Origin of the sequence: Polynucleobacter sp. VK25, assembly GCF_018687355.1 — a bacterium.
Classification (GTDB): domain Bacteria; phylum Pseudomonadota; class Gammaproteobacteria; order Burkholderiales; family Burkholderiaceae; genus Polynucleobacter.
Genome location: NZ_CP061288.1, coordinates 1,072,968 through 1,099,349 on the forward strand (window position 1 = coordinate 1,072,968; position 26,382 = coordinate 1,099,349).

Annotated in this window: 27 protein-coding genes; 9 read left to right on the plus strand and 18 right to left on the minus strand. The window is 44.0% G+C overall.

Translation table 11 applies throughout. The features are described 5' to 3' along the window. Nucleotides 1–24: 24 nt before the first annotated feature. The 6 genes from AOC21_RS05540 to AOC21_RS05565 all read right to left on the minus strand — a co-directional run bounded on the left by AOC21_RS05540 (nt 25) and on the right by AOC21_RS05565 (nt 8,200). A complete protein-coding gene (locus AOC21_RS05540; RefSeq protein ID WP_215391040.1) occupies nt 25–303 on the minus strand; it encodes a type II toxin-antitoxin system RelE/ParE family toxin in 279 nt (92 codons plus the stop codon). Next, entirely contained in the window at nt 303–530 is a 228-nt protein-coding gene (locus tag AOC21_RS05545) for a ParD-like family protein (protein ID WP_215357011.1), read from the minus strand. The genes AOC21_RS05540 and AOC21_RS05545 overlap by 1 nt, the downstream gene beginning before the upstream one ends. A gap of 116 nt (nt 531–646) precedes the next feature. Next, nucleotides 647–3,541: a formate dehydrogenase subunit alpha gene (gene fdhF, locus AOC21_RS05550; RefSeq protein WP_215391041.1), complete on the minus strand. Its 2,895-nt coding sequence runs from the start codon at nt 3,539–3,541 to the stop codon at nt 647–649. Nucleotides 3,542–3,582: 41 nt separating this feature from the next. Beyond that, nucleotides 3,583–5,385, minus strand: coding sequence for an NADH-ubiquinone oxidoreductase-F iron-sulfur binding region domain-containing protein (locus tag AOC21_RS05555; RefSeq protein WP_215391042.1), 1,803 nt, complete (start codon nt 5,383–5,385; stop codon nt 3,583–3,585). A 204-nt stretch (nt 5,386–5,589) separates the two neighbouring features. Further along, on the minus strand, nt 5,590–5,814 hold the full coding sequence (locus tag AOC21_RS05560) for a hypothetical protein (RefSeq protein ID WP_215391043.1): 225 nt from the start codon (nt 5,812–5,814) through the stop codon (nt 5,590–5,592). Between the two features lie 10 nt (nt 5,815–5,824). Next, nucleotides 5,825–8,200 (minus strand): DUF748 domain-containing protein, encoded by a 2,376-nt coding sequence (locus AOC21_RS05565; RefSeq protein ID WP_251371463.1) that lies wholly within the window; start codon nt 8,198–8,200, stop codon nt 5,825–5,827. A 121-nt stretch (nt 8,201–8,321) separates the two neighbouring features. Here AOC21_RS05565 and AOC21_RS05570 point away from each other — a divergent pair, with 121 nt between their 5' ends. Continuing rightward, complete coding sequence (locus AOC21_RS05570; protein ID WP_215391045.1) at nt 8,322–8,915, plus strand: DUF1080 domain-containing protein; 594 nt, start codon at nt 8,322–8,324, stop codon at nt 8,913–8,915. Nucleotides 8,916–8,979: 64 nt separating this feature from the next. Here the strand turns inward: AOC21_RS05570 and AOC21_RS05575 are convergent, their stop codons facing one another. Then, nucleotides 8,980–9,285 (minus strand): YciI family protein, encoded by a 306-nt coding sequence (locus tag AOC21_RS05575; protein WP_215391046.1) that lies wholly within the window; start codon nt 9,283–9,285, stop codon nt 8,980–8,982. 329 nt (nt 9,286–9,614) lie between these two features. Between AOC21_RS05575 and AOC21_RS05580 the strand changes: the two genes are divergently transcribed. The 5 genes from AOC21_RS05580 (at nt 9,615) to AOC21_RS05600 (ending at nt 14,729) form a co-directional block, all read left to right on the plus strand. Beyond that, nucleotides 9,615–10,826: a site-specific integrase gene (locus AOC21_RS05580; protein WP_215391047.1), complete on the plus strand. Its 1,212-nt coding sequence runs from the start codon at nt 9,615–9,617 to the stop codon at nt 10,824–10,826. A gap of 10 nt (nt 10,827–10,836) precedes the next feature. Continuing rightward, nucleotides 10,837–11,568, plus strand: a complete 732-nt coding sequence (locus AOC21_RS05585; protein ID WP_215391048.1) for a hypothetical protein — start codon at nt 10,837–10,839, stop codon at nt 11,566–11,568. 76 nt (nt 11,569–11,644) lie between these two features. Continuing rightward, a complete protein-coding gene (locus AOC21_RS05590; RefSeq protein WP_215391049.1) occupies nt 11,645–11,845 on the plus strand; it encodes an AlpA family transcriptional regulator in 201 nt (66 codons plus the stop codon). Beyond that, a complete protein-coding gene (locus AOC21_RS05595; protein ID WP_215391050.1) occupies nt 11,842–12,363 on the plus strand; it encodes a hypothetical protein in 522 nt (173 codons plus the stop codon). Before AOC21_RS05590 ends, AOC21_RS05595 begins: the two co-directional genes overlap by 4 nt. Beyond that, complete coding sequence (locus tag AOC21_RS05600) at nt 12,360–14,729, plus strand: primase-helicase family protein (protein WP_215391051.1); 2,370 nt, start codon at nt 12,360–12,362, stop codon at nt 14,727–14,729. The genes AOC21_RS05595 and AOC21_RS05600 overlap by 4 nt, the downstream gene beginning before the upstream one ends. A 1,163-nt stretch (nt 14,730–15,892) precedes the next feature. Here the strand turns inward: AOC21_RS05600 and AOC21_RS05605 are convergent. From AOC21_RS05605 to AOC21_RS05640, 8 genes are all read right to left on the minus strand, one after another. Next, the gene (locus AOC21_RS05605) at nt 15,893–16,084 is read right to left on the minus strand and encodes a DUF2892 domain-containing protein (RefSeq protein ID WP_215309820.1); all 192 of its coding nucleotides are present in this window, start codon (nt 16,082–16,084) and stop codon (nt 15,893–15,895) included. Between the two features lie 17 nt (nt 16,085–16,101). Continuing rightward, the gene (locus AOC21_RS05610; protein ID WP_215309818.1) at nt 16,102–16,419 is read right to left on the minus strand and encodes a metalloregulator ArsR/SmtB family transcription factor; all 318 of its coding nucleotides are present in this window, start codon (nt 16,417–16,419) and stop codon (nt 16,102–16,104) included. 13 nt (nt 16,420–16,432) lie between these two features. Beyond that, nucleotides 16,433–17,410, minus strand: a complete 978-nt coding sequence (locus tag AOC21_RS05615; RefSeq protein WP_215391052.1) for a sulfurtransferase — start codon at nt 17,408–17,410, stop codon at nt 16,433–16,435. A 10-nt stretch (nt 17,411–17,420) separates the two neighbouring features. Further along, complete coding sequence (locus tag AOC21_RS05620; RefSeq protein ID WP_215391053.1) at nt 17,421–18,047, minus strand: hypothetical protein; 627 nt, start codon at nt 18,045–18,047, stop codon at nt 17,421–17,423. Nucleotides 18,048–18,057: 10 nt separating this feature from the next. Beyond that, nucleotides 18,058–18,291 carry a hypothetical protein gene (locus AOC21_RS05625; protein ID WP_215321932.1) on the minus strand — a complete coding sequence of 78 codons (234 nt, stop codon included), beginning with the start codon at nt 18,289–18,291 and terminating at the stop codon, nt 18,058–18,060. 18 nt (nt 18,292–18,309) lie between these two features. Next, a complete protein-coding gene (locus tag AOC21_RS05630; protein ID WP_215391054.1) occupies nt 18,310–18,876 on the minus strand; it encodes a DUF6691 family protein in 567 nt (188 codons plus the stop codon). A 1-nt stretch (nt 18,877) separates the two neighbouring features. Next, on the minus strand, nt 18,878–19,405 hold the full coding sequence (locus AOC21_RS05635) for a YeeE/YedE thiosulfate transporter family protein (protein ID WP_215391055.1): 528 nt from the start codon (nt 19,403–19,405) through the stop codon (nt 18,878–18,880). Nucleotides 19,406–19,649: 244 nt separating this feature from the next. After that, nucleotides 19,650–20,510 (minus strand): MBL fold metallo-hydrolase, encoded by an 861-nt coding sequence (locus AOC21_RS05640; protein ID WP_215391056.1) that lies wholly within the window; start codon nt 20,508–20,510, stop codon nt 19,650–19,652. A 146-nt stretch (nt 20,511–20,656) separates the two neighbouring features. Between AOC21_RS05640 and AOC21_RS05645 the strand changes: the two genes are divergently transcribed. The 3 genes from AOC21_RS05645 to AOC21_RS05655 are packed head-to-tail and all read left to right on the plus strand — an operon-like array spanning nt 20,657 to nt 23,033. Next, nucleotides 20,657–21,898, plus strand: a complete 1,242-nt coding sequence (locus tag AOC21_RS05645) for an FAD/NAD(P)-binding oxidoreductase (RefSeq protein WP_215309806.1) — start codon at nt 20,657–20,659, stop codon at nt 21,896–21,898. Between the two features lie 3 nt (nt 21,899–21,901). After that, nucleotides 21,902–22,711: a sulfite exporter TauE/SafE family protein gene (locus AOC21_RS05650; RefSeq protein ID WP_215309804.1), complete on the plus strand. Its 810-nt coding sequence runs from the start codon at nt 21,902–21,904 to the stop codon at nt 22,709–22,711. A 13-nt stretch (nt 22,712–22,724) separates the two neighbouring features. Further along, nucleotides 22,725–23,033 (plus strand): high-potential iron-sulfur protein, encoded by a 309-nt coding sequence (locus tag AOC21_RS05655; RefSeq protein WP_215309802.1) that lies wholly within the window; start codon nt 22,725–22,727, stop codon nt 23,031–23,033. A gap of 62 nt (nt 23,034–23,095) precedes the next feature. Here AOC21_RS05655 and AOC21_RS05660 read toward each other — a convergent pair whose 3' ends face one another. The 3 genes from AOC21_RS05660 to AOC21_RS05670 form a co-directional block, all read right to left on the minus strand. Next, nucleotides 23,096–23,815, minus strand: a complete 720-nt coding sequence (locus AOC21_RS05660; protein WP_251370902.1) for a Crp/Fnr family transcriptional regulator — start codon at nt 23,813–23,815, stop codon at nt 23,096–23,098. A 113-nt stretch (nt 23,816–23,928) separates the two neighbouring features. After that, nucleotides 23,929–24,945, minus strand: coding sequence for a cytochrome d ubiquinol oxidase subunit II (locus tag AOC21_RS05665; protein ID WP_215309800.1), 1,017 nt, complete (start codon nt 24,943–24,945; stop codon nt 23,929–23,931). Nucleotides 24,946–24,948: 3 nt separating this feature from the next. After that, nucleotides 24,949–26,292: a cytochrome ubiquinol oxidase subunit I gene (locus tag AOC21_RS05670; protein WP_371817780.1), complete on the minus strand. Its 1,344-nt coding sequence runs from the start codon at nt 26,290–26,292 to the stop codon at nt 24,949–24,951. Nucleotides 26,293–26,382: the final 90 nt, after the last annotated feature.

Here is a 26,382-nt window from a genome sequence, read left to right on the forward strand (position 1 = left end):
AGGTCGTCAGAGATATTCGCTTATTTATCTCTTAATGTCTCGGTAGAAGTTTTCGTGGGAGCCTATGGACTCCAAGTAAATTAGCCTTAGACCGTCATCTATTGAATACCCAAGTAAATAAAGCTGATTGCTGCTTCTAAACTTAAATACCCATAATTCAGACAAGTCGCCCTTCTTTTTTTCCCCAATCATGGGTTTTTTAGCCACCTGGACTACAGCGTCATCAACATCCTTAGCGGTTTTGTCATTTAATTTTTTGTATTGTCTTAGGAATCGACGTGTTTGAGAAACGTCATACGCCATTAAAGCTTCCTGGTACGAGGGATAAATGGGGTTGATTGCTCCCTAGGCTCAGCCAATGAGGCAAGCGATTCCATAATGAACGCAACCGGCAAGTCTGGGTTATCAATTGCTGCCCTACCCACTTTTGCCCAAAACTCGATTTGCCCAGCAATAGTTCGATGCTCTACCTTGGCCTCAACCTTGGCCATTTCATATAGATCATCATCAATTCTTACTGGCATACCCATTTTGGCCCCCTTTTTTCAATTTTACTACAAAAGTAGTAACTAAGAAAGTGGGGTCTAAATACAAAAAGGCTCCTTTTGGGAGCCCTTTTGTCATTTGGCAGAACCGTAGTTAGCCGTTAGACGTTAGACATTACCTTGGATCCACCTGGGGCATTCGTGCCATAGCCCATGATCTTGGATGCTTCTCCACCTTTGGCGAGCTTCACAGCGCAATACTTAAACTCCGGAATCTTGCCAAATGGATCTAACGCTGAATTGGTGATCAAGTTAGCCGCAGCCTCATAGTAGGCAAACGGAATAAAGATCACCCCTCTCGGTGTGCCATCATCCCTTCTCACGTGAATACCAACCTCGCCACGACGAGACTGAACAGTAATGACATCACCAGCAGTCACACCCAACTGGGTCATATCTTCACCATTCATCGATACGGTAGCCATAGGCTCAATCGCATCCAGCACAGTGGCACGACGCGTCATACTGCCGGTATGCCAATGCTCTAACTGACGACCAGTGATCAACACGAATGGGTATTCAGTATCTGGGCGCTCATTAGCTGGAATGATATCGGCCGGTACCAACTTCACCCTGCCATCTTTGGTATCAAACTTGTCATTAAACACAATTGGACGACCTGGATCTTCAGCAGATAAGCATGGATAAGTAACGCTAGATTCTTTTTCTAAGCGATCCCAGGTAATGCCGTTGATAGCGCCATGCATTGCTTGACGCATTTCGTCATAGACTTCTGCAACACCTGCATCCGGACCTTGGTAATTCCAGGAGAGACCCATGCCTTTAGCTATCTCTTGAATAATCCATAAATCAGGCTTTGCATCGCCTGGAGGATTAATTGCTTTCTTACCCATTTGGACCATACGGTCAGTATTGCTAGCAGTACCCGCTTTTTCAGGCCATGCACTAGCTGGCAAGACGACGTCAGCAAGTAATGCTGTTTCAGTCATGAAGATGTCTTGCACTACCAGGTGTTCTAAGGCTGCCAAAGCATGACGTGCATGATTCAAATCAGGATCACTCATCGCTGGGTTTTCACCTTCGACATACATGCCACGAATCTTGTCTGGATCAGAGTCAGGTGCAGTGATCTTATGCATGATCTCGACAACGGTATAGCCAGGCTTTTTATCTAGCGGCGTATCCCAGAACTTCTCAAACCAAGCATGCGCTTCTGGATTGTCAACGCGCTGATAGTTCGGGAACATCATTGGAATCAAACCAGCATCACTAGCACCCTGTACGTTGTTCTGACCACGCAATGGATGCAATCCAGAGCCTGGCTTACCAATCTGACCTGTGATGCTCACTAAAGCAATTAAGCAGCGCGCATTATCGGTGCCGTGCACGTGTTGGCTAACGCCCATACCCCACAAAATCATTGCAGACTTCGTAGTGGCAAACTCTCTAGCCACTTCACGCAAGGTTTCTGCAGGAATACCGCAGATTGGTGCCATTGCTTCAGGGCTATAGCCTTTAATATTTTCTTTTAAGGCTTCAAAGTTGTTCGAGCGATTTTGAATAAAATCTTTATCAACCAAGCCTTCTTCAATAATCGTGTAGATCATGGCATTGAGCATCGCCACATCAGTGTCTGGCTTGAACTGCATGGTGCGCCATGCATGCTTGCTAATCTCGGTTGCGCGCGGGTCGCATAAGACGATTTTGGCACCACGCTTAGCAGCATTCTTAAACCAAGTTGCTGCTACAGGATGGTTTGCAGTTGGATTAGAGCCAATTAAGAAAATCAAGCTGGAATGCTCAACATCGTTCACCTGGTTACTTACCGCACCAGAGCCAACACCTTCGAGAAGCGCTGCTACTGATGAGGCATGGCAAAGACGTGTGCAATGGTCTACGTTATTACTACCAAAACCAGTGCGAACCAATTTTTGGAATAGATAAGCTTCTTCGTTACTGCCTTTTGCAGAGCCAAAGCCAGCCAATACTTTTAAGCCATGTTGATCTTTTAACTTCTTCAGTCCGCCGGCAGCAAACTCCAAAGCCTCTTCCCATGAAGCTTCACGGAAGATATCGGACCAATCTTGTTTACCTTCCAGGATGGATTCATCCTTAGGAACACCTGCTTTACGAATCAATGGTTTGGTTAAGCGCTGTGGGTTATGAATGTAATCCATACCAAAGCGGCCTTTAACGCAAAGGCGATTGTGATTGGCTGGGCCATCACGACCTTCAACGCTCACAATTTTTTCGTCTTTGACGTTGTATGTAATTTGGCAACCAACACCACAGAATGGGCAAACAGAATCCACCTTGCGATCGACCGTTTGTGAACCAATCAAGCCTTTTGGCATCAAGGCGCCAGTTGGGCAAGCTTGAACACACTCACCACAAGCAACGCAAGTGCTGTCACCCATCGGATCATTCAAATCAAATACGATCTCGCTATGACCGCCACGCATGGCGTAACCGATCACATCATTGACTTGCTCTTCACGGCAAGCACGTACACAACGGTTACATTGAATACAGGCATCCAAGTTCACAGCCATCGCTGGATGTGAAACGTCGCTACTTACCTTCTCACGTCTTAATGCTTTGAGCTCTGGTCGAACTGTGACATCCATGCGTGCTGCCCAGGTGCTGAGTTCGCCATGTTGATTTTTTTGCTCTTCTTCCTTACTGTCTCCAACCCACTTAAATCCTTCATCTGGCATGTCTGACAACAACATCTCCAGAACCAATTTCTGGCTCTTGATTGCGCGTTCGCTATTGGCCTTCACTTCCATACCAGGCGTTGCGCTTCTGCAGCAGCTCGGTGCTAAGGTACGCTCACCATTAATTTCTACTACGCATGCACGGCAGTTGCCATCTGGACGATAGCCATCTTTAAAGCACAGGTGCGGAATATCAATACCGTGGCGTTTGGCAGCCTTGAGAATCGTTTCACCTTCATAAGAAACGATAGTTTGGCCATCTAGCTTGAACTCAACGGTTTGTAATTCGAGTTCTTTTGGATTTGTGGGTGCGTTCATGTTTGTCTCGTTATTCCCTGAATTTTTATTAAGGTACTTCCTTATTGAACTTCTTCAGGGAAATATTTATGAATACAACGAATAGGGTTTGGTGCCGCTTGGCCAAGACCGCAAATAGAAGCGTCAACCATCACCGTGGCTAAGTCCTCTAAAGTCTCTTGATCCCAAGATTTAGCTTGCATCAACTTAGCGGCTTTACCTGTACCCACTCGGCAAGGCGTACATTGACCGCAGCTCTCATGCTCAAAGAAATGCATTACGTTCAATGCCATATCGCGGGCTTTGTCTTTGTCACTAAACACCATGACAGCAGCGGAACCAATAAAGCATCCGTATGGCTGCAAGGTATCAAAGTCGAGCGGAATGTCATTCATAGTCGCCGGCAAGATACCGCCTGATGCACCACCAGGCAAATAACCATAGAACTTGTGACCATCTTGCATGCCGCCACAATACTCATCAATCAATTCTTGAATGGTGATACCTGCTGGCGCCAACTTCACGCCCGGCTTATTCACACGTCCGCTGACGCTAAAGCTACGTAAGCCTTTACGATCATGACGGCCGAAAGAACTAAACCACTCAGGCCCGCGCTGAACAATATCGCGCACCCAGTAGAGGGTCTCAAAGTTATGCTCTAAGGTTGGGCGCCCAAACAATCCGACTTGAGCGATATATGGAGGACGCATACGCGGCTCACCACGCTTGCCCTCAATACTTTCGATCATCGCGGATTCTTCACCGCAGATGTATGCGCCTGCGCCACGACGTAATTCGATATTCGGCAACTTAAATGGCGGGTTAGCCTTGAGCTTTGCCAACTCCGCTTCGAGCAATTCACGGCAGCCGTGATACTCATCACGCAAATAGATATAACAAGCATCAATTCCAACTACGCTTGCTGCAATTAACAGGCCCTCTAAGAAGCGATGTGGATCGCGCTCTAAATATGTGCGGTCTTTAAATGTTCCTGGCTCACCTTCGTCGATGTTCACTGCCATTAACTTGGGAGCTACTTGATCTTTAACAATGCGCCATTTGCGTCCTGCTGGGAAGCCTGCACCACCTAAGCCACGCAAGCCTGAGCTTTCCATTGCCTTAATGATGCTCTCAGCATCTTTCTTGCCTTCGCAAATCTCTTTAGCTAAAGCGTAACCACCTTGGGCACGGTAAGACTCGTAGCCAACGTAATCAGGAGACACTGCTTGCATCTCACCTTGTGGTGAAACGCCCTGCTCTGCTAAGGCAGCAGGATCAAAGACAGCATCATCCTTAGCCATTGGCTGAGTGGTTAACTTATTTTTTACAGCAGCCGATACTTTATCCAAGGTAGCAAATAAAACTGGGTACTGATGCACTACGGCTACTGGAGCTTGCTCGCAACGTCCCACACAAGGAGCTGCAGCGACTTTGATGTTTGGATTACCTAAGATCGCTGGTAATTTAGCCAATAGATTTTGCGCGCCAGCCAACTCACAGGCAATACCATCGCAAACACGAATCAGAATATCTGCTACCGGATCGTTACCACGCACTACTTCAAAGTGATGATAGAAAGTGGCAACTTCATATACCTCTGCCATTGGCAGATTCATTTCTTTTGCTAATGCAACTAAATGACGATCATGCAAAGCACGGTATTCATCATTTAGCTTGTGAAGATTTTCAATCAGTAAATCGCGACGATGCGGAGCATCTCCGATGAGCTTACGCACTTCAGCAAGAGAAGCATCATCCGCTTGACGACCCTTCAATTTACTTTTACGGCGAATGGTTTCCCTCAAATCATCTGCTGTTGCAACAGCAACCGCTTTGACTTCTCCAGAAGGCTTTGGATGATTCATATTTTGTAGTCTCTAATTTTTGTATTTAATGCTATTTTTGCAATGCACTAATGCAGAGCATTTTTTCCAATTTTGCCCATCAAAAATCCAACCAAGCCAAATACTTAGCTAGCCATAGATACGCAAAATAACACTTAATTTTGGGGTATTTACCACCCTAAGTCCTTGACGCCGCTCAAGGACTTGTATTCAGGGTTTACCCTATTACAGCAGGGATGGAGATGGTCTGTCGCCTGGAGGGAGAGAGTAGTCCAACTTGCGTTCATACAGTCTAGCCTTGTAGCAGTCCTGATAGCCTTTGCTGCCAATTTGCCAGCCGATTGAAGTGCAATCGTCTTGGGCGGCAGATTCAATAGACCCACAGCCAGTAAGACCAAGAATAGTCAATAGTGTGGCAATAGGGAGTATGCGCATTTTTGTTGAATTCATGGCCTCAAGTCTACTTGATTCTGATCTCAACATCGAGTGGAATCCCCTCTTTTCCAGCCTCTACGGTCTTTATTTCGCCAATTTGAATGCGATCCTTCAAGTCGGGGTTTCCTTTGACCATATATTTGTAGGCGAGTTTGGCTCTATTTTTCGCCAAATCCTTGAGCTCGCCATCGGTGATTTCGATCCCAGCAATTAACTCATCATGCAATTGCTCGTTACGCCGCTCGCCATCCGGCAGAGTTAACAGTCGCTGCCCCAACTTAATGCGTCCAATGTATTGGGCATATGCCCCCTTTAGACCAGACTGAATTCTAGGATCAGAGAGGCTTGGGGCTGGAACTGGCTCACCCGGCATTAACTTAAAACCAGCATCTTTCAAAATAGCGGAGTCTGCTTTTGCTCGGGCGAGTGCTTTTTTATCCTGTACCGGATCATAAGTGCCGATGACCTCCAGACTAGAGTTGGGGCGCTTCACTAGAAACTCTCCAAACTTTTCCAGACGATCTTGATCTGCTACGAGAAACACTGCTTCGCCTGGGACAGCATTTACCCCTTCATCGCCACCCATTCCCAAAATAGATGCAAGCGCTCTAAAGGGTGCTGTTGCTACATTGGTTAGAACATTGCTAATAGCCTGCCACACCAATCCACTGGCACTAAATTCTGGAGAATCCACATTGCCGGCAATGCGCACTGTTACATCAATCGTGTCATCAGAATCCTCAAGCAAGGCGATTGCTAAGCCGAGTGGTAATTTTTTACCGGCAAAGTCAGGCACTTCGTCACCCAACACCACCTTCTTGATAATGATCTGATTACTTCCATTGAGCTCGCCATCTTTGGCTTTGTAATTTAGATTTAGATTGAGTCGACCACTAGCTATCTGATATCCGGCAAATGTCATCACTGCAGGATTAAATGCGGTTAGGGGTAAATTACGGAAAGTCATCAGGATGTCATGGTTGCGCCGCGGATCATCAAAGGATGCTTGCCCTTTGGCGCGCATACTTCCAGTGCCAGCAACAACGCCATCCATCGCCACACTGGCATAGCGTCCCGGAGCATTACTCACCCCTAAGAGTGTGGCATTGAATCTTTTCACATCCACATTGAAATTGGGGCGCATTGCTAAATCAGCAAAGAACACTTCACCACCCTTTAGATTGATAGATCGAATATCCAAATTGAATGCGGCAGGAGTGTCGGATTTAGCCTGACTTGCAGGCTCAGACTTAGAGTCTGTTGTTGGCTTAGCAAATAATCTTCTGAAATTGGAGAAGCCTTCTTTATTGATTTCAAATTGAAGGGTTGGCGAATCAATTACTAACTCATCAATTACAAGGCTGTTGCTGGCCACTTGTTTGGATTTGACTGATTTGTACTCAAACTGACGAATATCAGCCATCTTCCAAACCAGCAAGGGGTATTGTTGATCCTTCTCTTGGATTGATAAATCCGATATATGAATGTCGCCACTCACCATATCAGAGCCGCCACCAAACTTTACAGCGAGCTCTGCATTCATTGCACCACTCTTACTTATCAGCTCTTTATTTGCGGGCAGCAAAGGAATGATGGGCGCCATAGCCAAACCCTGAATCTCCACTTTGCCATCGACTGATTTTGAATCTGTATTGAAGTCCCAATGTGAGCGCACAACACCATCATCCAATTTCACATCCAATTGCACGCCCAACTTACCTGCTTGAGGGTTATCCAATCCACCGGCAATAGTAACGCGCTGATAAGCGATTGTTTTATTCATGCCAGGTATTGAAACCTGCAAAGCGCCAAGATTAAAGTCGTATTGGCCTCGAACACCCATGACCACTCCTTGCTTGTCGTAGTTGGCAACATCAAGCAACTTCATCGTAAACGGCTTGAGCTCTTCTTTTAGCTTGGTAGTGTCGTCAACTAAATTTAATGATGCGGAACTGACTAGCAATTCATCGATCGAGATTTTGAGGGGCTTTTTAGATACATTGGGATCTGAAGGAGGTAATGCTTTTTCAATAGCAACAATCAACTCCTGCCAATTCCATACCCCCGAGTGCACGCCCTTAGGCAATCTCTTCTCGACCAATACCTTAGGCTCTTCAAGCAAGATCTCATCAAAGCCCAGCTCACCGAGAACCAGTTTTGTCCACTTGAGGGTAATGACTAGTTTCTTAAATTCCAATAATTTAGAGCTACCCTCCTTTGCTAGATGTAGACCGTCCAGCTCTACTTTAAGGCGCAATGGAGACAGACTAAGGTCCTTGTATGTAATTTCATAACCAATGTTGTGGCTGTATTGAGCCAAAGACTTTTTAATGAATCCCGGCAATAAGAGATGGCTTCCCAACCAAAAAACAGCCGCCATAGTTAATAAAATCCCAGCCATTAGGAGGAACCATTTTTTGATTCGAGGGTTTTGGAGGTAAAACATCTACTTGTCTTTATGGGGCAATATCAGTAACAATGAAATTAACACAGAGTAATAAATATACCCCCATGGAGACCAGATGAACACATTCCTTAAAAAACTGACCGCAGCACTTTTTTGTCTTGCTACCCTTTCCATAGGGGGCATAGCACAAGCTCAAAATTCCGATGGCTTTACCGACCTGATTGACGGTGTGAGTTTGAATGGATGGAACATCGTAGGTAACGCAAGCTGGGTGATTGGTAATGGCATTGTGGAAGGCAACAAACCTTCAGGGTTTTTAGTCAGCACTAAGTCTTACAAGAACTTTGTCATCAAGGCAGAGTTTTATGCTGAGTCCAATACGAATAGCGGTATTTTTATCCGCTGCCAAGACCCTAATAAAGTTTCCGCAGCCAATTCTTATGAAATCAATATTTGGGATACGCGCCCTGAGCAAGCTTATGCAACTGGTGCAATTGTGGATATCGCCAAGGTAGATCCAGTCCCTAAGGCTGGCGGGCGTTGGAACACCATGGAGATTACTGCCAACGGTTCCAACTTTAAAGTCATGATGAACGGCGTTGTTACGGTAGCCAATGGCCAGGATAGTAAATTTACAGAAGGCCCTATCGCCTTGCAATCAGCTGGCGGTCTTATTAAATTTAGAAAGCTGCAAATCAAGCCGCTATAAAAACTGTTTTGCTACTAAATCAAAAGCCGCTATTAAGCGGCTTTTTTATTCCTTGAAAGCTGATTTATTTCGCAGGTGGAAAACCTGCTTTTTGTTCCCACATATTATTGAAGACGTGAACGATAGGCTTCTCATAAACACCAGCCTTAGTGTAAGGCTCATCTTTTAGCCATGCATCGACATCTGCGCGACTAGGAAAGTCAATTGCAATCAAACTGCCGAGGGTAGTCTTGCCATCTTCCGATGTGAGTGGCCCTGCAAAAGCCATGCGATCTGAAAGTTGAGCCAAATAAGCGCGGTGCTCTGGGCGAATCTGAATTCGTAAATCTGCTGTACCAGGCTTATCCATCAACATAATTGCATAGATCATTTTTTCTCCATCTTTTGATTGGTTTGATTTTTTGTTTCTTAACTACCAAGATATTACGGGAAGTTCCAAAGAAAAAACCACCCGAAGGTGGCTTTCTTGATGCTTGGCGGAAGGGGCGGCTTAGCCTATGGGTGTACGGCTTTGGACGTCAATAGCTTGTCCTAGATACCTATGGAATCGCTAACTGGTTGATCTAAAAACATAAATATTCATAACTTAAGTCATGAATTCGTGAAAAACGTCTGAAGTCATACATTGAAGTCTAAGGTGATCCACCCCATTCCAAGGGCGGATTTTGGTAACAAACTTTGGTAACCAATGGTGACAATATGACAATTAAGCTCGACTACCAGACAGTCAAAAATCTCAAGACCCCAGGGCGTTATACGGACGCACTAGTTAAAGGCCTGCATATTTGGGTAAAACTAAATGGCACTAAATACGCAATCTTTAGGTACAACTACAACAATAAGCAGCACAATATATGCTTGGGCTCCTTCCCCTCGCTATCCATATCAGAGGCTAGGATTAAGGCACAACAGCTCCGCGACCAGATAGATAGCGGCGTCAACCCAATGGATATTAAAAACGCTGCTAAGAAGCAGTCTGAGCAGGTTCAGGCCCAAAAAATAACCTTCAGAGAATTTGCTGCTGAGTGCATTAAAACGAAGCGCGCTGAATGGACGAACCAAAAGCATGGAGACCAATGGGAATACACGCTGGAGGAATTTGCCTACCCTATTATTGGAGATAAGCATCTGGATGAAATAACCATGGAGGACGTACTTGAGATTCTTACGCCAATATGGACAACAAAGACTGAGACGGCCTCTAGACTGAGGGGTCGGCTTGAGTGGGTTCTAGCCGCTGCGACAACCCGTAAGCTTCGGTCTGGGATCAACCCCGCCCAATGGAAAAACTACCTTCAGACCATTTTGCCTGCGCCCAATAAGGTCAAAAAGGTTGTCCACCATAAAGCGCTACCTTACCGCCAAGTACCCGAGCTAATAGCGAATCTTCGCGAAATGACCACAATGGCTTCTCTAGCCCTAGAGTTCACAATACTTAACGCATCCAGGACTGGTGAGGTAATTGACGGACTTAGATCGGAAGTAATGGGTGATATCTGGACTATCCCGGCCTCAAGGATGAAAGCCCGTAAAGAGCATCGTGTTCCGCTATGCCAAAGATCTCTAGATATATTGGCTATTGCAAAAGCAATGGATGGCGAAAGTAAGTATCTCTTCTCGGTTAAAGGCAAAAAACTTACTAATATGGCAATGCCCATGATGCTCCGCCGCGCAAAGTTAGATGCAACCGTGCATGGATTTAGATCCTCGTTCAGGGATTGGGTATCCGAGGAAACAAATCACCCCTCCGAAGTGGCTGAAATGGCCCTAGCCCACACAATAACCAATACCGTAGAAAGAGCGTATCGACGAAAAGATCTTCTTGAAAAGAGACGTTTACTATTAAGCGATTGGGATAGCTACTGCAGCTGCCCCATATCGAGCAATCTAATTGAACTTAAAGCAACATGAGGAGTTGATGATGAGCACGAAACCTTTAAATTTGAAAGCTGCTATAGGGGCAAGAAAATTCCTCAGGAAACTGGAAAAAGATCTTACTGCCAAAACAAATAATCCATCGGGCAATAATCTTGATACAGATATACAACTAAAAAGACTTGAATACTTAAAAATTGTCAACTTCGATGTAGATGAAGGGCTTGCAGAATTTGGGCAATATCTTTCACCCAAACGGATGGCAAAATTAATTAATGAGCAAGAAAAAATACACTCAAAGAAAAGTGCAAGTACGCTTCGCAACCAGTTAGCAAAAGTTGAGGTTGATTTGATGATTGAAAAAGGATATGCCTCTATCAATCAAAGGCTAATTAGCTATTTAGAGAACTATATCGAAGGGGTTGAATACGCTAGAGGCGCAAACAGCAGGAAAAGACAGGCAGCCGTTCTGAGTAATAAGGATAAAGATAATGCTCGGAGGCATGAGTGTTTAAAAATAGCGCTCAAGGGTGTAACAACCATTACTGGATATGAATACCATAAGTACTTTAATGAACTGAAAAGGAGTTACCCTAAACCGTTGCACGTCCCAAACCCACGTCTTACTGCTGCAGAGAAAAAGCTTAGCAAAGCAAAACAAAAGAAGATTCTCGAGGAGAAGGCAGCTGAGCGCGATGGTAATTGGCTAGATCAGAGTGAGCGCGCATTCTTTAAAAAAGCTACAGGAAAAACAGCCAGATCAAAAAAATCTTCATGACTTAAGTCTTGAATCGACAGTCTATTGATTGACTGAAAAAATTCATTTGTGTTTAAACATTAAGAAAGGAACACAAATGAAACGCTTTGTACAACTGCTTCGGATAGCCGAGGTATCAAAAAAGACAACGCTTGCTAAAAGCACAATTTGGCTAAAAGTAGCCAGACAAGAGTTCGTAGCTCCTACGAGGATTGGTGGCATTTGCGTGTGGAAGGAATCGGACGTAGATGATTGGATCGAAAGCCACTTCCAAGCAGAGAAAGGGGTAGCTGCATGAGAACCCTTCACAAATCTTCTGTTATTACCCCAGCCGAACCTATTGAGCTGATTGCAATTGAATATTGGCAGGACAAAGGGACTGACCCCAGCATATGCAAAATGATTCAGCCAATTCCAGTCGTCGCTATAAAGATAAATACTTACGAGCAAAGCTACCGTAATTCCGATAGCGTCGATTTAATAACTGAAACCAAATACATATCGCCAAAGGGCGAGGTTGATCTTGATGAATTCACAATGCTTCAACCCGTTAGATCCGACAATACTCTTGCATGTGTATCCGTAATTGCACTTCGCACAAAGGGGTCCACCCAAGTTTGCCTACTGGAATCATCAAGCGAGAAAAATTGGCTTAATTACAGCTCGCTTTCTATAGATCCCAATTTGTATATCACCTACTCATCTGGAGAATCACATCCTGTATCGGTAGAACTAGACCAGTTGCTAAGAGATATTGAATCGAATTTTCCAGCGATTACGGAATTTAATACTGGGGATCAAGGAGCAAGTTCATGAACATGATTACCGATACCCCTATCCTGTCTATGCAAATTGCTGAACTCATTCCAATGGGCCAGTTAACGCTAGCAACAATCGACCCTATGGACAAGCAAAGCTCGGTACCGTGTAAAACTTTTGTGATGCCAGAGCAGGCAGCTCAGGCGGAAGCCTGGGTTTCGGATGCAAATGCCAAGGGGCGGAACTGCTATTTCCACACCAACATCAGCGATGCAGTTAATAAACGACTGTCTAAAAATGATGTGAAATCAGCGCGCTTTGCCTGGGCGGATATTGATCCCGATATTAAGCAATTTTGTTCTTATGAACAAGCCAAGCTTTATCTAAAGAACCTAGTTCCCAGCCTATCCGAGCACGCATCAATCATCATTGACTCTGGTAATGGGCTCCAGGTTCTTTATCGATTAGCGCCTACGCTAGATATCAGCAACCAAGAAGCCAAGGAGCGGTTTGAAATTGTGAACCGTGCGGTTGCTAAGCGTTGGAATGCTGACTCAACACAAGATTGCAGTCGAATCCTGAGACTCCCTGGAACACTTAATTATCCTAGTCAGTCAAAAATGGATAAAGGCTATCCAAGCACCCCTTCGGTAGCTAAGATTATTTATTGCTCAGAGAAGGAATACACCTTGGAATCAATCCAAGCAGCCTTAACAATATCGCCAGAATTAATCGAGCAAGCTAGAGCTGAGTACTATGCCAAAACCAAAGGCACTAACCCAACTCAGCCTATTGCGAAGATTGAGATCACGGAAAAGTTACGGAATCGCTTTGAGTTATTCCTGGAGACCAACCCCAGTGCTAAGGCACGATATCTAGGCAGCACTGATGGTCTTATTGATAAGTCAGGCTCAGCGATGGATATGGGTATGGCTACCTCATTGATTCGCGGTGGGTTCAATATGGAGCAAATCAGAGCACTGCTGACAGACTGGAAATTTGGATCCAAGAATAATGACCGTACCCAAGACCGCTACTGGGCTAATATCCGCCAGAACTCCTATGCCAGAGATGAAGAAATCACTCAGGAAAAAATCGATGCCTTTTGGTCTCAGATCAAAGGCACTCCGCTACAGACTGAAAGGAAAGAGAATGCCTGGGTAAGCGAAGAAGAGGTCACTCCCCCACCAGATGCGATTGACATTGTTAATCAAGACTACGCTTGGGATAACTTTACACGGGAAATCTACGACATTAAAAACGGCTTATATGTGCCAGCACCGAAGTTTTGCATGCACTACGACAATGTTTCCTACAAATCTAGCGAAGATGCTAAGGCGACTACGTTAGGTAGGGGTTGGCTTAAAAGCCCAAAGAGAAGGAGTGTTACTCGACTTATTCTTGCCCCAGGCAAACCAGCCACACTGAATGATGGCTCGCTCAATACTTGGCGCGGCTTCACCACTGTACCAAGCCCAGGGAACGTAGCCCCCTTTCTAGAGCTAATTCAGTTTGTATTACCAAATACTCAAGAGCGTGAGTACTGTGTCAAGTGGCTAGCCAAGATGATTCAAGAGCCAGGAACCAAGTTCCTCGTCTCGCTCGTAGTTTGGTCAATTGAGGAAGGCGTTGGTAAAGGATTGTTATTCGAGACCATTGGAAGCCTTTTTAATGCAAGGCATTTTAAAGTTGTTGGTAACGAGGTATTTAGCGACCAATTTACCGAGTGGCAATCTCAAAAAGTGTTTGTAATCGCTGATGAAGTATCAAGCGCGGATAAACGTAGTACCGCAGACCGTATTAAAGGTTGGATCACCGCTACCGAAAACAACATCAATGTCAAAAATACGCCTAAGTTTTCAGAACCTAATCTCATTAAATATGTGTTCTTGAGTAATCACCCTGATGCCGTTTACCTTAACAATAAAGACAGACGGTTTTTTGTGGCTGAAGGGCCAGATAAGAAGCTACCAGATGAAATTCGCAAAAGGTTTGTGGAATGGATAAAGAATGGGGGCAAGTCCGCCTTGATGGACCACTTACTGAGCCTTGATACCAGTTCATTTGATCCCACTGCCCCAGCACCAATGAGCCAGTCCAAGATGAGCATGCTCGATAGCAACAAATCAGACCTTGAGCAATGGGTTGAAAACGCCCTTCTTAAGGCGCAGGCCAAAAATCACGACCTTATCAGCACCGAAAGCCTGGCGGCGCACTACAACTGTGGGTCTCGACCTTCTAAATGTTCTGGCAAGACGGTGGCGACGATACTCAAACGCATGGGCTATAAGAAGCTTGTCAAAAAAGCAAAATTTGACAATGGATCTCGGAAAGGTTTATTCACCACCGCTGAGAGGTTTAATACATATAGCTTTATGAGTGAAACTGAGATCGCTCGCCACTATAAAGAAACCATTTTTTAATCATGTGTGTGAGCATAATCTCAGTTAATCCAACGACTTACCGAAGTTCGCATGGATCGCACACACAAAATGCAAATCTTTCAAATGGCATTTCAGCTCCAGCATTCCAATGGCTCTTATTTATTAGTTATTTATATATAAATAAAGTGTGCGATGTGTGTGATAACCACCAAAGCTCTATACGTAAAGGGTTGCGCCCACACAGTTTGGCGCCCTCCATCGTGCGTTACGCGTGCACTTGGGTGAAATCTACACTTCCTTTGCAAGAGGTTGAGGGTTTAATATTTTTGAGCCTTCCTTTGAGGGGGTTATTACAGTGTAAATATCTGTCAAATACTAGACATGCCGCTACCGTCCTTTAAATATTCGAAGCGCCCTCTTTGCGGCGCCAAGTGCAAACGCACTGGCTTACCTTGTTTGAATATGCCCGTACGAAGTAGCAAAGCTAATCGGTGTCGCCTACACGGCGGAATTGTTGGAAAACGTAAAGTCTTACGAGGCGCGGATCATCCGCAATATAGAAATAAAGGCGAATCCAGGCAAGAACGCGAAGAACGAAGTAAGCGTAGCGCCACCCTACTTTACTTAAGAGATATTGGTGACCATGTAAATCTATTTAATGGAGCCAAAACTAGAGGACGGCGCCCAAATTCCTACCTCCGACTTAACCTCTCCGATGAGACTCAACTCGCGATTGCCATTATTAAAACCCTAGAAGACTAGACAAGATTTGCAAAAATTGCCGATCGTTTGAGCAGATTAATGTGTAAGGGTGACCTAGATGGGACCCATTTCAAAAATGGGGGGTGCCGGGTGGGTGGGGGTCGGCATCTGGAAAATTAACAAGGGGATACCCCCTGCCATCGATACAACAGGGAAGATTCAATCAGGATCTTTAAGCAAATTTTGTCGTCTTGGTAACAAACTTTGGTAACTATGCCCACGTCTGGCGCAAACCATTGTGGCCATTAGATGTTAAGCGGAGCATTCCTCCGCAATAAACCCAGATACCTGACGCAAAAAAACCAACCCCCAAAGGGCTGGCTTTTCTATTCTGCTCAAGCTATGAATAAGGCAAGGTAAATATGCATATATACGTATATTTGTATATAAGAATATTGCACACGATTTTCTACATCTTATTAAAGCTAAAAGACTTTATATTAACTACAATTTTTCCCGGTATTGACTCCAAGTAACGTGTAAGCTGGGCAAAATTTAAATAAACCAGTTACTAGGGGCACAATACCAATCCAACCCCATACACCCACGGTTCCAGATGCAGCTAGACCAATCAATACCAAGCCTACCGCTATACGTAATACTCGATCTACACCTCCGACATTGCATTTCATATTAAGACTCCTTTTGGTTATTTACTACAGTAATTTTGATAAAGCACATTCATCACTTCCAGGGCCACTCGACTGGAAAGCGAATAGTAAATTTGTTTGCCCTCTCTCCTGGTATTGACTAGCTCTTCATTTCTAAGGACGGTGAGTTGCTGGGATAAGGTAGGCTGATGAATGTCTAAACATTCCTCAAGCTCACTAACGCACATTTCACCCTGACTTATTTGACACAACAACATCATTCGATCTCTATTTGAGAGTACTTTCATCAAGCGACAAGCATCATCTGCCGATGACTGCATCTTCTTTAGATTAATATTGGTTTTAATAACGGGCATAGCGGACCTTCTCTTAATTCAGCGGCACACCAACCAATGGACGACCTTCTAAAGTCCAAAGGTATAAAGAGCCATCGTATAACTTAGTAGATTTATTGCCTACTAGCTCTGACATAACAAACCAACCACCAGCCGCTAAGTGGCCAGTATTGCAATAGGCAATTGTTGGTCCTTTAACACTTAAACCATTGGCCGCCATCAATGCATCGTAGGTATTCTTTTGCCAGAAATATAATGCGCCATTGCTTGGCTTTGCCAATAACTCAGGTGCTAACTCTTTTGAACCAGCAATATGACCGAAGGTCAATACATCCGGCCGTTTTGCAAGGCCCAAATATTGAGCAGGCTGACGCGCATCCAATAATTGTGGCTTGCCTGCTTTAGACGCAGCAGCCACATCATCTGAACTGGCGATTAATTCTTTGCGATATGCTTTCGCAGACCAATTACCGGTTGCCTTTTGAGCATTGGTAGTTACATATTCACGTCCTTCACCAAGCCAACCAGCAATTCCACCATCTAATACGGCTACTTGATCTTCGCCATACACCTTAAATGACCAATAAGCTCTTAATGCCTCGTCGATATCGGACATATCCTGCCCAATAGGTACGAGCACAATTGGCTTATCAGAGTTGATGCCTAAGGATTGAACCAACTTCTCAAAATCTGCTTTTTCAGGAATCAGAAACTTGATCTTTTTTCCATCAACCAGACGCTCTACACGCACCTTCTTAAAATCTAGGAGAGTGGAATTAGTAATATGGCCACCAACCTCTACAAGGAATTTCTTACCTGTCTTTTTGTCGGTATCAAATTCAGGGTTTCTGAGGTAGCTTGCCAAATCTGTTCTGACTTCAATTACCTGCACATCAGATAGATTATTGGACAACCAATCGGCACTGACTACAGGACCAGGCAAAGTGATTGCCTGAACTAGGCTCACCAGGCCGGTTAGGACAAATGCTAAAAGCCATTGAATTTTTTTCATCTCTACTCCCTTATGAATTTACAACTAACAAATTGTCTGAAAGACGACTCATTAAATCAATCTTGCATTCCGTTAAAACATGATGCTTTTTTGAGTTCAATACCAGCTCACGATTGCCATGCTCTTCCACCAGTCGAGCAATCTTTTGATCTCGCTCCAAAAGCAAACCCTCAATCTCTGCAGCAAATAATTGAATTAAGGCGCTAATCCAATTGCTTACTGGAGCCATACGACCTTTTGTGGCCACTTGAAACTCTTTAGTGAGTTTGATGACAATGTCCGAATTAGCCATCTCTTCGCCGGTAACCCACTGGTTAGTGGTAAATAAGCGAACTGGCAAACCCTTCTGGTCTAAAGAAATGCCAATAAGATGATGAAAGATATTTGCATCACGTTTAATTACATGAAAATGGCCATGCTCACCATTAGGCATTTCATTTACAGAATGCGCATGGTAGTAGAACTCATAACCACTATGCTCATCCACAAGATCATTACTTGGATAGTGCTGCCACTCAATAAAATCCTTGGCGCCACATAAAGCAGCCTCATTCAAGGTGCGCCCGGTTTCGGCATATCGCATCTGAATATTTGCTAGCGCTTGTGCGGCCAACCAGAGATTAGATTGAGTAAGCATATATATTTAATTACTCTGCAGCTTTACGCTTTTTAGGGCCGCAAGGATTTGCAGGGCCACATGGGTTAGCTGCTTTTTTCTTTGCAGGGCCGCAAGGATTTGCCGACTCTTTTTTAGGACCGCAGGGGTTCTTCTGCTCTGCGCCTGATGGATTAGCAGGGGCATCTGCTGAATGTGCCAATGGCGCAGCCGCCAAACCAGCTAAAGCCATTGCCAACGCAGCTACTGTTGATTTCTTAGACATAACTTTCCTTTTAATTGATTAAACCTGGGAACTAACCGGGCCTTTGGACTTCTTCTCCATCCAAGAACCCAAGATAAATACTCCGACGGCCGCAATAATCAAGCCAACATCGATTGATATACCGGATATGTGGAATACGTCAGGCAATGAATCTGCTTTTGCATATTCACCCAAAGTCGTCAAAAACTCGATGCTTGGATAGATGCCAGCAAACAATACGGTCCCTAACAATAAGCCAAGCAAAAATATGGCCGCATCAATGCGTCCAGACATCAAACCGACGACTGAGGTTCCAGGGCAATATCCACCAATTGCAAAGCCTGCACCAACAAATGCTCCACCAAGAGCGGCAGCGCCTAAAAATGCAGGTGGTACAAATAAATTACCAGCATCTACATAGCCCACCCGCTCCAAAAATAAAAGGCCAACAGCAGCAAACACAATGGCGGTGAACATCACCTTAAACACAGACCAATCTGTTAAGCGAAATTGGCCAGTCAACTTATTAGGATTACCGAATCCGGCGCGTTCCAAGACATAGCCAAAAGCACCACCCAATAGAAGCCCAGAGAGAATTTCACTCATCTTATTTCACCTCTTTCAAGAAGCGGCTTGTCAATAAACCTACCGCAAAGAATGTTCCTAGGAAAGTAAAACCGGCCAAACTCAGAACTGCCGCACCAGATAAACCAAGGCCGCTAGTACAGCCAGCTGCAATCCTTGCACCAAAACCTGCAAGCACGCCACCAAAAAGAGCTGTCCATGGACGCTTAGATCCACCTAAAAACTTTGCTCCATCCATCTTGAATTGAATTCTGTGCGCAAAAAATGCAGAAGTAAGCGCTCCAAGAGCTACGCCAATCACTTGCCAAGTAATCCATGCATTTAATGGCTTGCCCTCCTCAACCATCCCACCTAGGTAGTCATTTGCATTGGTTGCTACAGGTGCAACGTACATTCCAACCCAAGCTGTTAAGCGAGTAGTAAATCCTGTAGCACCAAGCCCATGGCCAGTGACAACAAAAGTTGCCAAAAGAACCATTCCGAGAAGAATTCCCGCTACAAGTGGCTTCATATACGGCGCCGGTTTAACCTGCTCTACTTTTTTAGTCATCTTGCTTGACCTTATTTAATTAATTAATAATATATATTTATATATATTATTGAATATGCAGTCAAAGTCAAGTAAATCTAGAAATAACCAACTAGATTTTGATCTAAATCAAACTAGCTAACTTTTAGAGATGCATACATACGTATTTACGCATGTATGCATGGAGTTGAATAGCCGGCTATTTAGGCTATCGAGGCTTAAATCATCAAAAATCTATAAGTAAGACCGCACTCCGAATGAGGGGCTAGACTCCATTAACGGGGATCTTTAGATAGGAAACTCCATTTGATTCTTTTGGAGGAAATACACCTGCTCGAATATTGACTTGTATTGCCGGAAGAATAAGGACCGGCATTTCCAAAGTCACATCACGTTTTGTACGCATCTCAATAAACTGCTCCTCAGAAATTCCATCATGCATATGAATGTTGGATTTTTTTTCTTCCGCAACGGTAGTTTCGAATTGTACTGGGCGACCATTAGGAGGATAGTCATGACACATAAATAAACGTGTCTGCGGGGGATAACTCAAAAGCTTTTTCATGGATTGATACAAGACATGGGCATCGCCACCCGGGAAATCACAGCGAGCAGTACCAACATCAGGCATAAACATCGTATCACCAACGAAAATAGCGTCGCCAACCTGATATGCCATACATGCAGGTGTATGTCCCGGAACAAATAACGCCTTTAAACTTAGATTGCCAAAATGAATCTCTTCGTCATCCTTTAGCAAATGGTCAAATTGTGATCCATCGGTCACAAATGAATGTTCCAAATTAAATATATCTTTGAAGACACCCTGCACTATTGAAATATGATCGCCTATTGCTACCCTACCCCCTAATTTAGACTTCAAATATGGAGCAGCAGTAACGTGGTCAGCGTGTGCATGGGTTTCTAAAATCCATTCGGTCTTGAGGTTGTTCTTTTTGATGAACTCAATAACCTCGTCGGCCATTTTGGTATGTGTACGCCCTGATTTTGGGTCATAGCCCAAAACCGAATCAATGATGATGCAAGCAGAACCTGGTTTTTCATAAACAACATAAGTCACAGTCCAGGTATCTTTATCAAAAAAGCCTTTTACAACAGGGTTCATCTCTATCTCGCCTAAGTGAAATTTCTAGGTGCAATTATTTAATAATGCTGGTAAAAATATGATAATAACTAATCATTATATACATATTACTTTAAGTAATATAAGCAGTATCCCTTTATAACCATTGGCTAAGGAAGTACGCAAAGATGAGTAATCAACATCAAAATACAGAATATGACGTGTTAATTGCAGGTGGTGGTGCGGCAGGCTTGGGTCTGGCTGCAAGCCTAAAAAACCGAGATCAAACACTAAAAATTGGTGTTATTGAGCCATCAGAGCATCACTACTACCAACCCTCTTGGACTCTGGTGGGTGGAGGCGCGTTTAATGTTCGAAATAGCAAAAGAAATACAAAAGATGTCATACCCAAAGGCGTTACTTGGATTAAAGACAAAATTATTGGATTTAACCCAGATGCGAATGAAGTAAATGTTTCGTATGGAGACCCAATTAAATATAAGTATCTTGCAGTAGCAACAGGGTTAAAAACAAATTGGAATGCAATACCAGGCTTGATAGAAAGCATTGGTAAAAATGGTGTGACTTCAAACTATAGCTATGACTACTCCCCTTACACATGGGAGCTAGTAAAGCAAATGAAATCAGGCAAGGCAATTTTCACACAACCGCCGATGCCAATTAAATGTCCTGGTGCTCCACAAAAGGCAATGTACTTATCTTGCTATGAATGGGAGCAACAAGGAAAACTCAAAAATATTGAAGTGGAACTAAACAATGCTGGCGCAGCTTTATTCGGTGTTGCAGACTTCGTACCACCTTTAATGGAGTATGTAAAAAAATATAACGCTCAATTAAATTTTAATTGCAATCTGATCTCAATTGATGGGCCCAACAAGAAAGCGACCTTTGCAGTCAAAGATGCTGATGGCAATACAACACAAGTTGAAAAGTCATTCGATATGCTACACGTCGTTCCTCCTCAGGGGCCACAGGACTGTGTTAAGGGCAGTCCATTGGCTGACTCAGCAGGCTGGGTAGAAGTTGATCAATTTACTTTGCAACATACTCGTTATCCAAATGTATTTGGATTGGGCGACTGCTGCTCATCACCTAACTCTAAAACAGCTGCTGCCGCCAGAAAACAAGTTGTTGTAGTTGCGGAGAACTTATTAGCACACAAACATCATCAAGCAATGCCACTCAAATACGATGGTTACGGCTCTTGCCCGCTTACCGTTGAGAGAGGAAAAATTGTTCTTGCAGAATTTGGTTTTGGCGGAAAACTCCTGCCAACATTCCCATGGTTAATCAATCCACTTAAGGCTACTAAGCTTGCATGGATCTTAAAGAAAGATGTGCTTCCTTGGCTTTATTGGAATGCCATGCTCAAAGGTAGAGAGTGGCTTGCTCGTCCATTTGAAAATTAACAAATGGAAAATATGTTGATTGCTCCAGCGCTTGGAGTATTCATTGGCGTACTGATGGGGCTTACTGGAGCTGGGGGCGGCATTCTTTCAGTGCCCCTGCTCGTGTTTGCCTTTCACATGCCGATCTCGGAAGCCGGCCCCATTGCCCTAACTGCAATCGCCCTGTCTGCTGGGGTCGGTGCACTCATTGGCTTAAGGGCCAAAGTTCTGCGTTACAAGGCTGCCTTGTTTATGGCGCTCTTTGGACTTATCCTCTCACCCGTGGGTTTATGGGTTGCACAACGCGCTCCGAATACACCACTGCTATTACTGTTTAGTGGAGTATTAATTTACGTCGCAGGCAGAATGTTCATTCAGGCCACTCAAACGATTGCCGGTAAAGCACCCGAATTGACTAAGCCGCCGCCATGCCAGCTCGATATGTCAATTGGCAAATTAATTTGGACAGTGCCTTGCGCCAGATCTTTGATGTTAGCTGGCGCCTGCGCGGGCTTCTTATCGGGATTACTTGGAGTTGGTGGGGGCTTCATTATTGTGCCCTCTCTTAAGAAGTTTACAGATCTTCCAATGAAGGCAATCGTAGCTACATCATTAGGTGTCCTTGCTATGGTTTCTGCCGGGGGTGCAGCAATATCGCTAGCGTCAGGCATTTTAGATTTTTCGATTGCTGCTCCGTTTGCCATTGGATCTCTAGTGGGCCTGCTAATAGGCAAAGTCTTAGAAAAAAATATTAGCGGCCCAAGAGTTCAGCAAATATTTTCTGTTTTTACTTTTTTAGTTGCTTTGAGTCTTATTTATAAATGCATTATTTAACCTGGAGAAATATATGAAACCAACCCGTCGTCAATTTATGATTTTGTCTGCTGCTGGTGCCTGTACCTTGGCTTTGAACGGAAAAGTTCAAGCTCAAGCAATGGTTGCTGAAACAGATCCACAAGCCGCTGCTTTAGGTTACAAAGCGGTTGCCACAACTGTTGATAAAGCAAAGTATGCAAAGTATGCTGCTGGTCAAGAGTGCGATAACTGCGCCTTGTTCCAAGGTAAAGCGGGCGATGCAACTGGGGGCTGTTCTTTATTTGGAACCAAGAAAGTTGCTGGCAAAGGCTGGTGCTCTGCTTACGCTAAGAAGGCTTAATTGCTGCATATGCATTAATGCCATTACAAGGCTGCTTCGGCAGCCTTTCTTTTTCACAAAAATTAAAGGCCGCGCTCTGAAAAAGCACGTAGTGTATCAATATTGGGGACTTGGACAGTAAGCCTACTAATATTTGATATGAGTCCCTGCTCTGACATGGATGCTAAGGCCCTACTAATGGTTTCAAACTTTACATCCATCATCAACCCCATATCTTCGCGCTTAAACAATGGCGCAACTGCGGAATTACCAGATGGCTTTGCTAGCTTTAGAAAAAACCGTGCAAGCCTAACTTCGATCCTACCGGTATTAATCTCAGAGAACCATGACTCCGATTGCGATAAAGCCTCCCCCCATTTTTTAACGATTTGACGATGAAGGCGTGGAGACTCTTCACCAAGGGTAGAAATAATATTTTTAGGAATTCTGCAAAGACGAATATTGGTTAGAGCTGTCGCAGAGTGAGAGTAAAGATCACCTAATAAAGCTTCCATCCCAAATAAATCGCCAGGAGTCACAACGCGCACAATCCTCGTGGAGCCATCTGGATTGAGATGAAGCAACTTTATATACCCCTCCCGCAGAGTAAATAGATGTGATGCTGAATCATTCTGGGAATAAATTAATGAATTAGCTTCATACTTTAAATCATCAATTGGGGCGTGTATTTTCGAAAAGTCTTCCTCGTTTAACTCTGCAAATAAAGCAGAGTTTCTGATAGAGCATGACCCACAGTCACTCTGACCTTGCCACGCAATCTTTATATCTACAGGCTTCATCATAGATTTATCTTCAAATTACTTTATACAGTTATATGCGTATATTCGTATATACGTATACATATATATACGTACAAGGTCATATATAAGATGAATAATAAACGGTGTGAACAGGTCTAATAGTAAGTGAGTGCACTAGCCTTACCCTTAAATATTCGATATGAAAAAAGCGTATACCCCAATATAGTTGGGAGTACGATAATTGCCCCCCAAAAAATTACCCATAGAGATTCAGTGGCTGCAGCAGCTTGCCACAAAGTCATTTTGCCAATGATCACATATGGAAAAATACTATAAGCAATACCAAAGAATGCCAGCCAAAATATCGCAACAACAAAGGCAAATGGCAACCACTCTAGCTTACTAGCACCCCGCTCTAATGATTGGATAGAGTGATTTGTGAGCAGAAATAAAATAGCGGTTGCGATTGGCACCGGTGAGAGCCAAAGAATTTGTGGCCAAGCAAACCATTTATGCATGATTTCAGGGCTAAAGTATGGCGTGGCAGCCGAGACCAATGCAATACCAAATCCTGTGAGCCATAAACTGGTTTTAGCCCATCGAAATGATTGCTGCTGAAGTTGTCCTTCTGTTTTTAAAATCAGCCATGTTGACCCAAGCAGCACGTAACCGGCTGGTAAACATATTCCAACCAGCAGTGAAAAACCCCATCCCAAAATTCCTGAATCAAACCCCACGATCAGGCGGCCGATCATGATGCCCTGAGAGACTGAAGCAATCAGACTACCGGTATAAAACAATAAATTCCAAAGCGGCTTTTGTTCAATATTGACCTTAACCCTAAAGTCAAATGACACGCCTCGAAGAATTAACCCCATCAACATTGCCGCTACAGGTAAATAGAGCTCAGTAAGTATCAGCCCATGAGCCAATGGAAATGCGACAAGTAGCAGGCCAACACCTAAAACAATCCAAGTTTCATTGGCATCCCAAAAAGGGCCAATCGATGCAATCATCATATCTTTGTCATGGTCTGATGCTCGATTGAGCAGCATTCCAATTCCTAAGTCGTAACCGTCCAGAACCACATAAGACAGCATGGCAAATCCCATGGCGACAAAGAAAAATAGCGGGAGCCAAATAGTTGCTTGGGTGTAGTCAATAGAGGTCATAACTTAAGTCCTAAAAAGACTCCAAGAAGTTTCAGATTGCTTTTCAAGTTGAATTTTGGGGCTTTCTTTATCGTCAGCCTGGCGAGCCAGATAGAAGACAACCCAAATATAAGCAGCTAGCAAGCCCACATATAGAGTTAAGTAAGCAAAAAGAGTAGAAAAGACCATGCTAGTTGGCAAAGTGGTTGCAGCTTGCGCAGTGGTCAGTACTCCGGTCACCAAATATGGTTGACGTCCAATTTCAGTTACATACCAACCGGCTAAGACAGCAACCCAACCAGAAAAGGTCATCAACACTAAACCTTTGGCAATCAACTTTGGGAGAGGTCGATTTTGACGCATCTGCCAACGTCCCAACCATGAAAATAAGAGCATTAAGACACCAACGCCAACCATCACTCTAAAAGCAAAAAATACAGGTGCAACAGGCGGAATCTTATCTCCAAAGTCATTTAATCCCTTGACCTCACCATCCCAACTATGAGTTAAGTAAAAAGATGCCAACTTCGGAATGCTGATCTCATAATCGTTAGTACGAGTTTGTTTATTGGGTATGCCAAAGATTACTGCAGGCACACCAGTACCGCCATTCCAAATTCCCTCCATCGCAGCTAGCTTTGCAGGTTGATGATGAAGGGTATTTAGGCCATGTAGATCCCCCAGCATAATTTGAATGGGCGTTAAAACCATGGCTGCAGTAAGCGCTATTTTCATCACCATTGAATTTGCTTCCGAGCGGCTATTACGTAAATAGCGGTAAGCAGAAATACCCGCAATAAAAAACGATACCGTTAAAAATGAAGCCAACATCATATGGCTGAGGCGATAAGGCATCGATGGATTAAAGACGATAGCCATCCAATCAACGGCATGCGCCCTGCCATCAATCATGATGAAACCCTGCGGAGTCTGCATCCATGAATTTAAAGCAATAATCCAAAAGGCTGAAAGACTAGTCCCAAAAGCCACCAAAAAAGTAGCTAATGTATGCACTCTTTGCGAAACACGCTTTGCGCCAAATAGCATGACTCCCAAGAAAGTTGCTTCAAGGAAAAAGGCAGTTAGGACTTCATAGGCCAATAATGGGCCGGCAATATTGCCAACGGTCTCCATGTATCCAGGCCAGTTTGTTCCAAACTGAAAACTCATCGTGATACCGCTCACGACACCCAAAGCAAATGTTAAGGCAAAAATTTTGATCCAGAACTGATATGCCTCTTTCCAGCAATCTAACCCCGTCCTGTTTTGTTGAATCTTGAAGTAAAAGAGGAACCAGCCTAAAGCAATCGAAATAGTTGGGAACAAAATATGGAAGGAAATATTTGCACCAAACTGGATCCTGCTCATAATGAGTGTGTCCAACATCTAATTACTCCTTATTTTTGATGTATTTTTATTATCCTCTTTACTGCCATAGCCCGCTGAATAGGCCTCAAA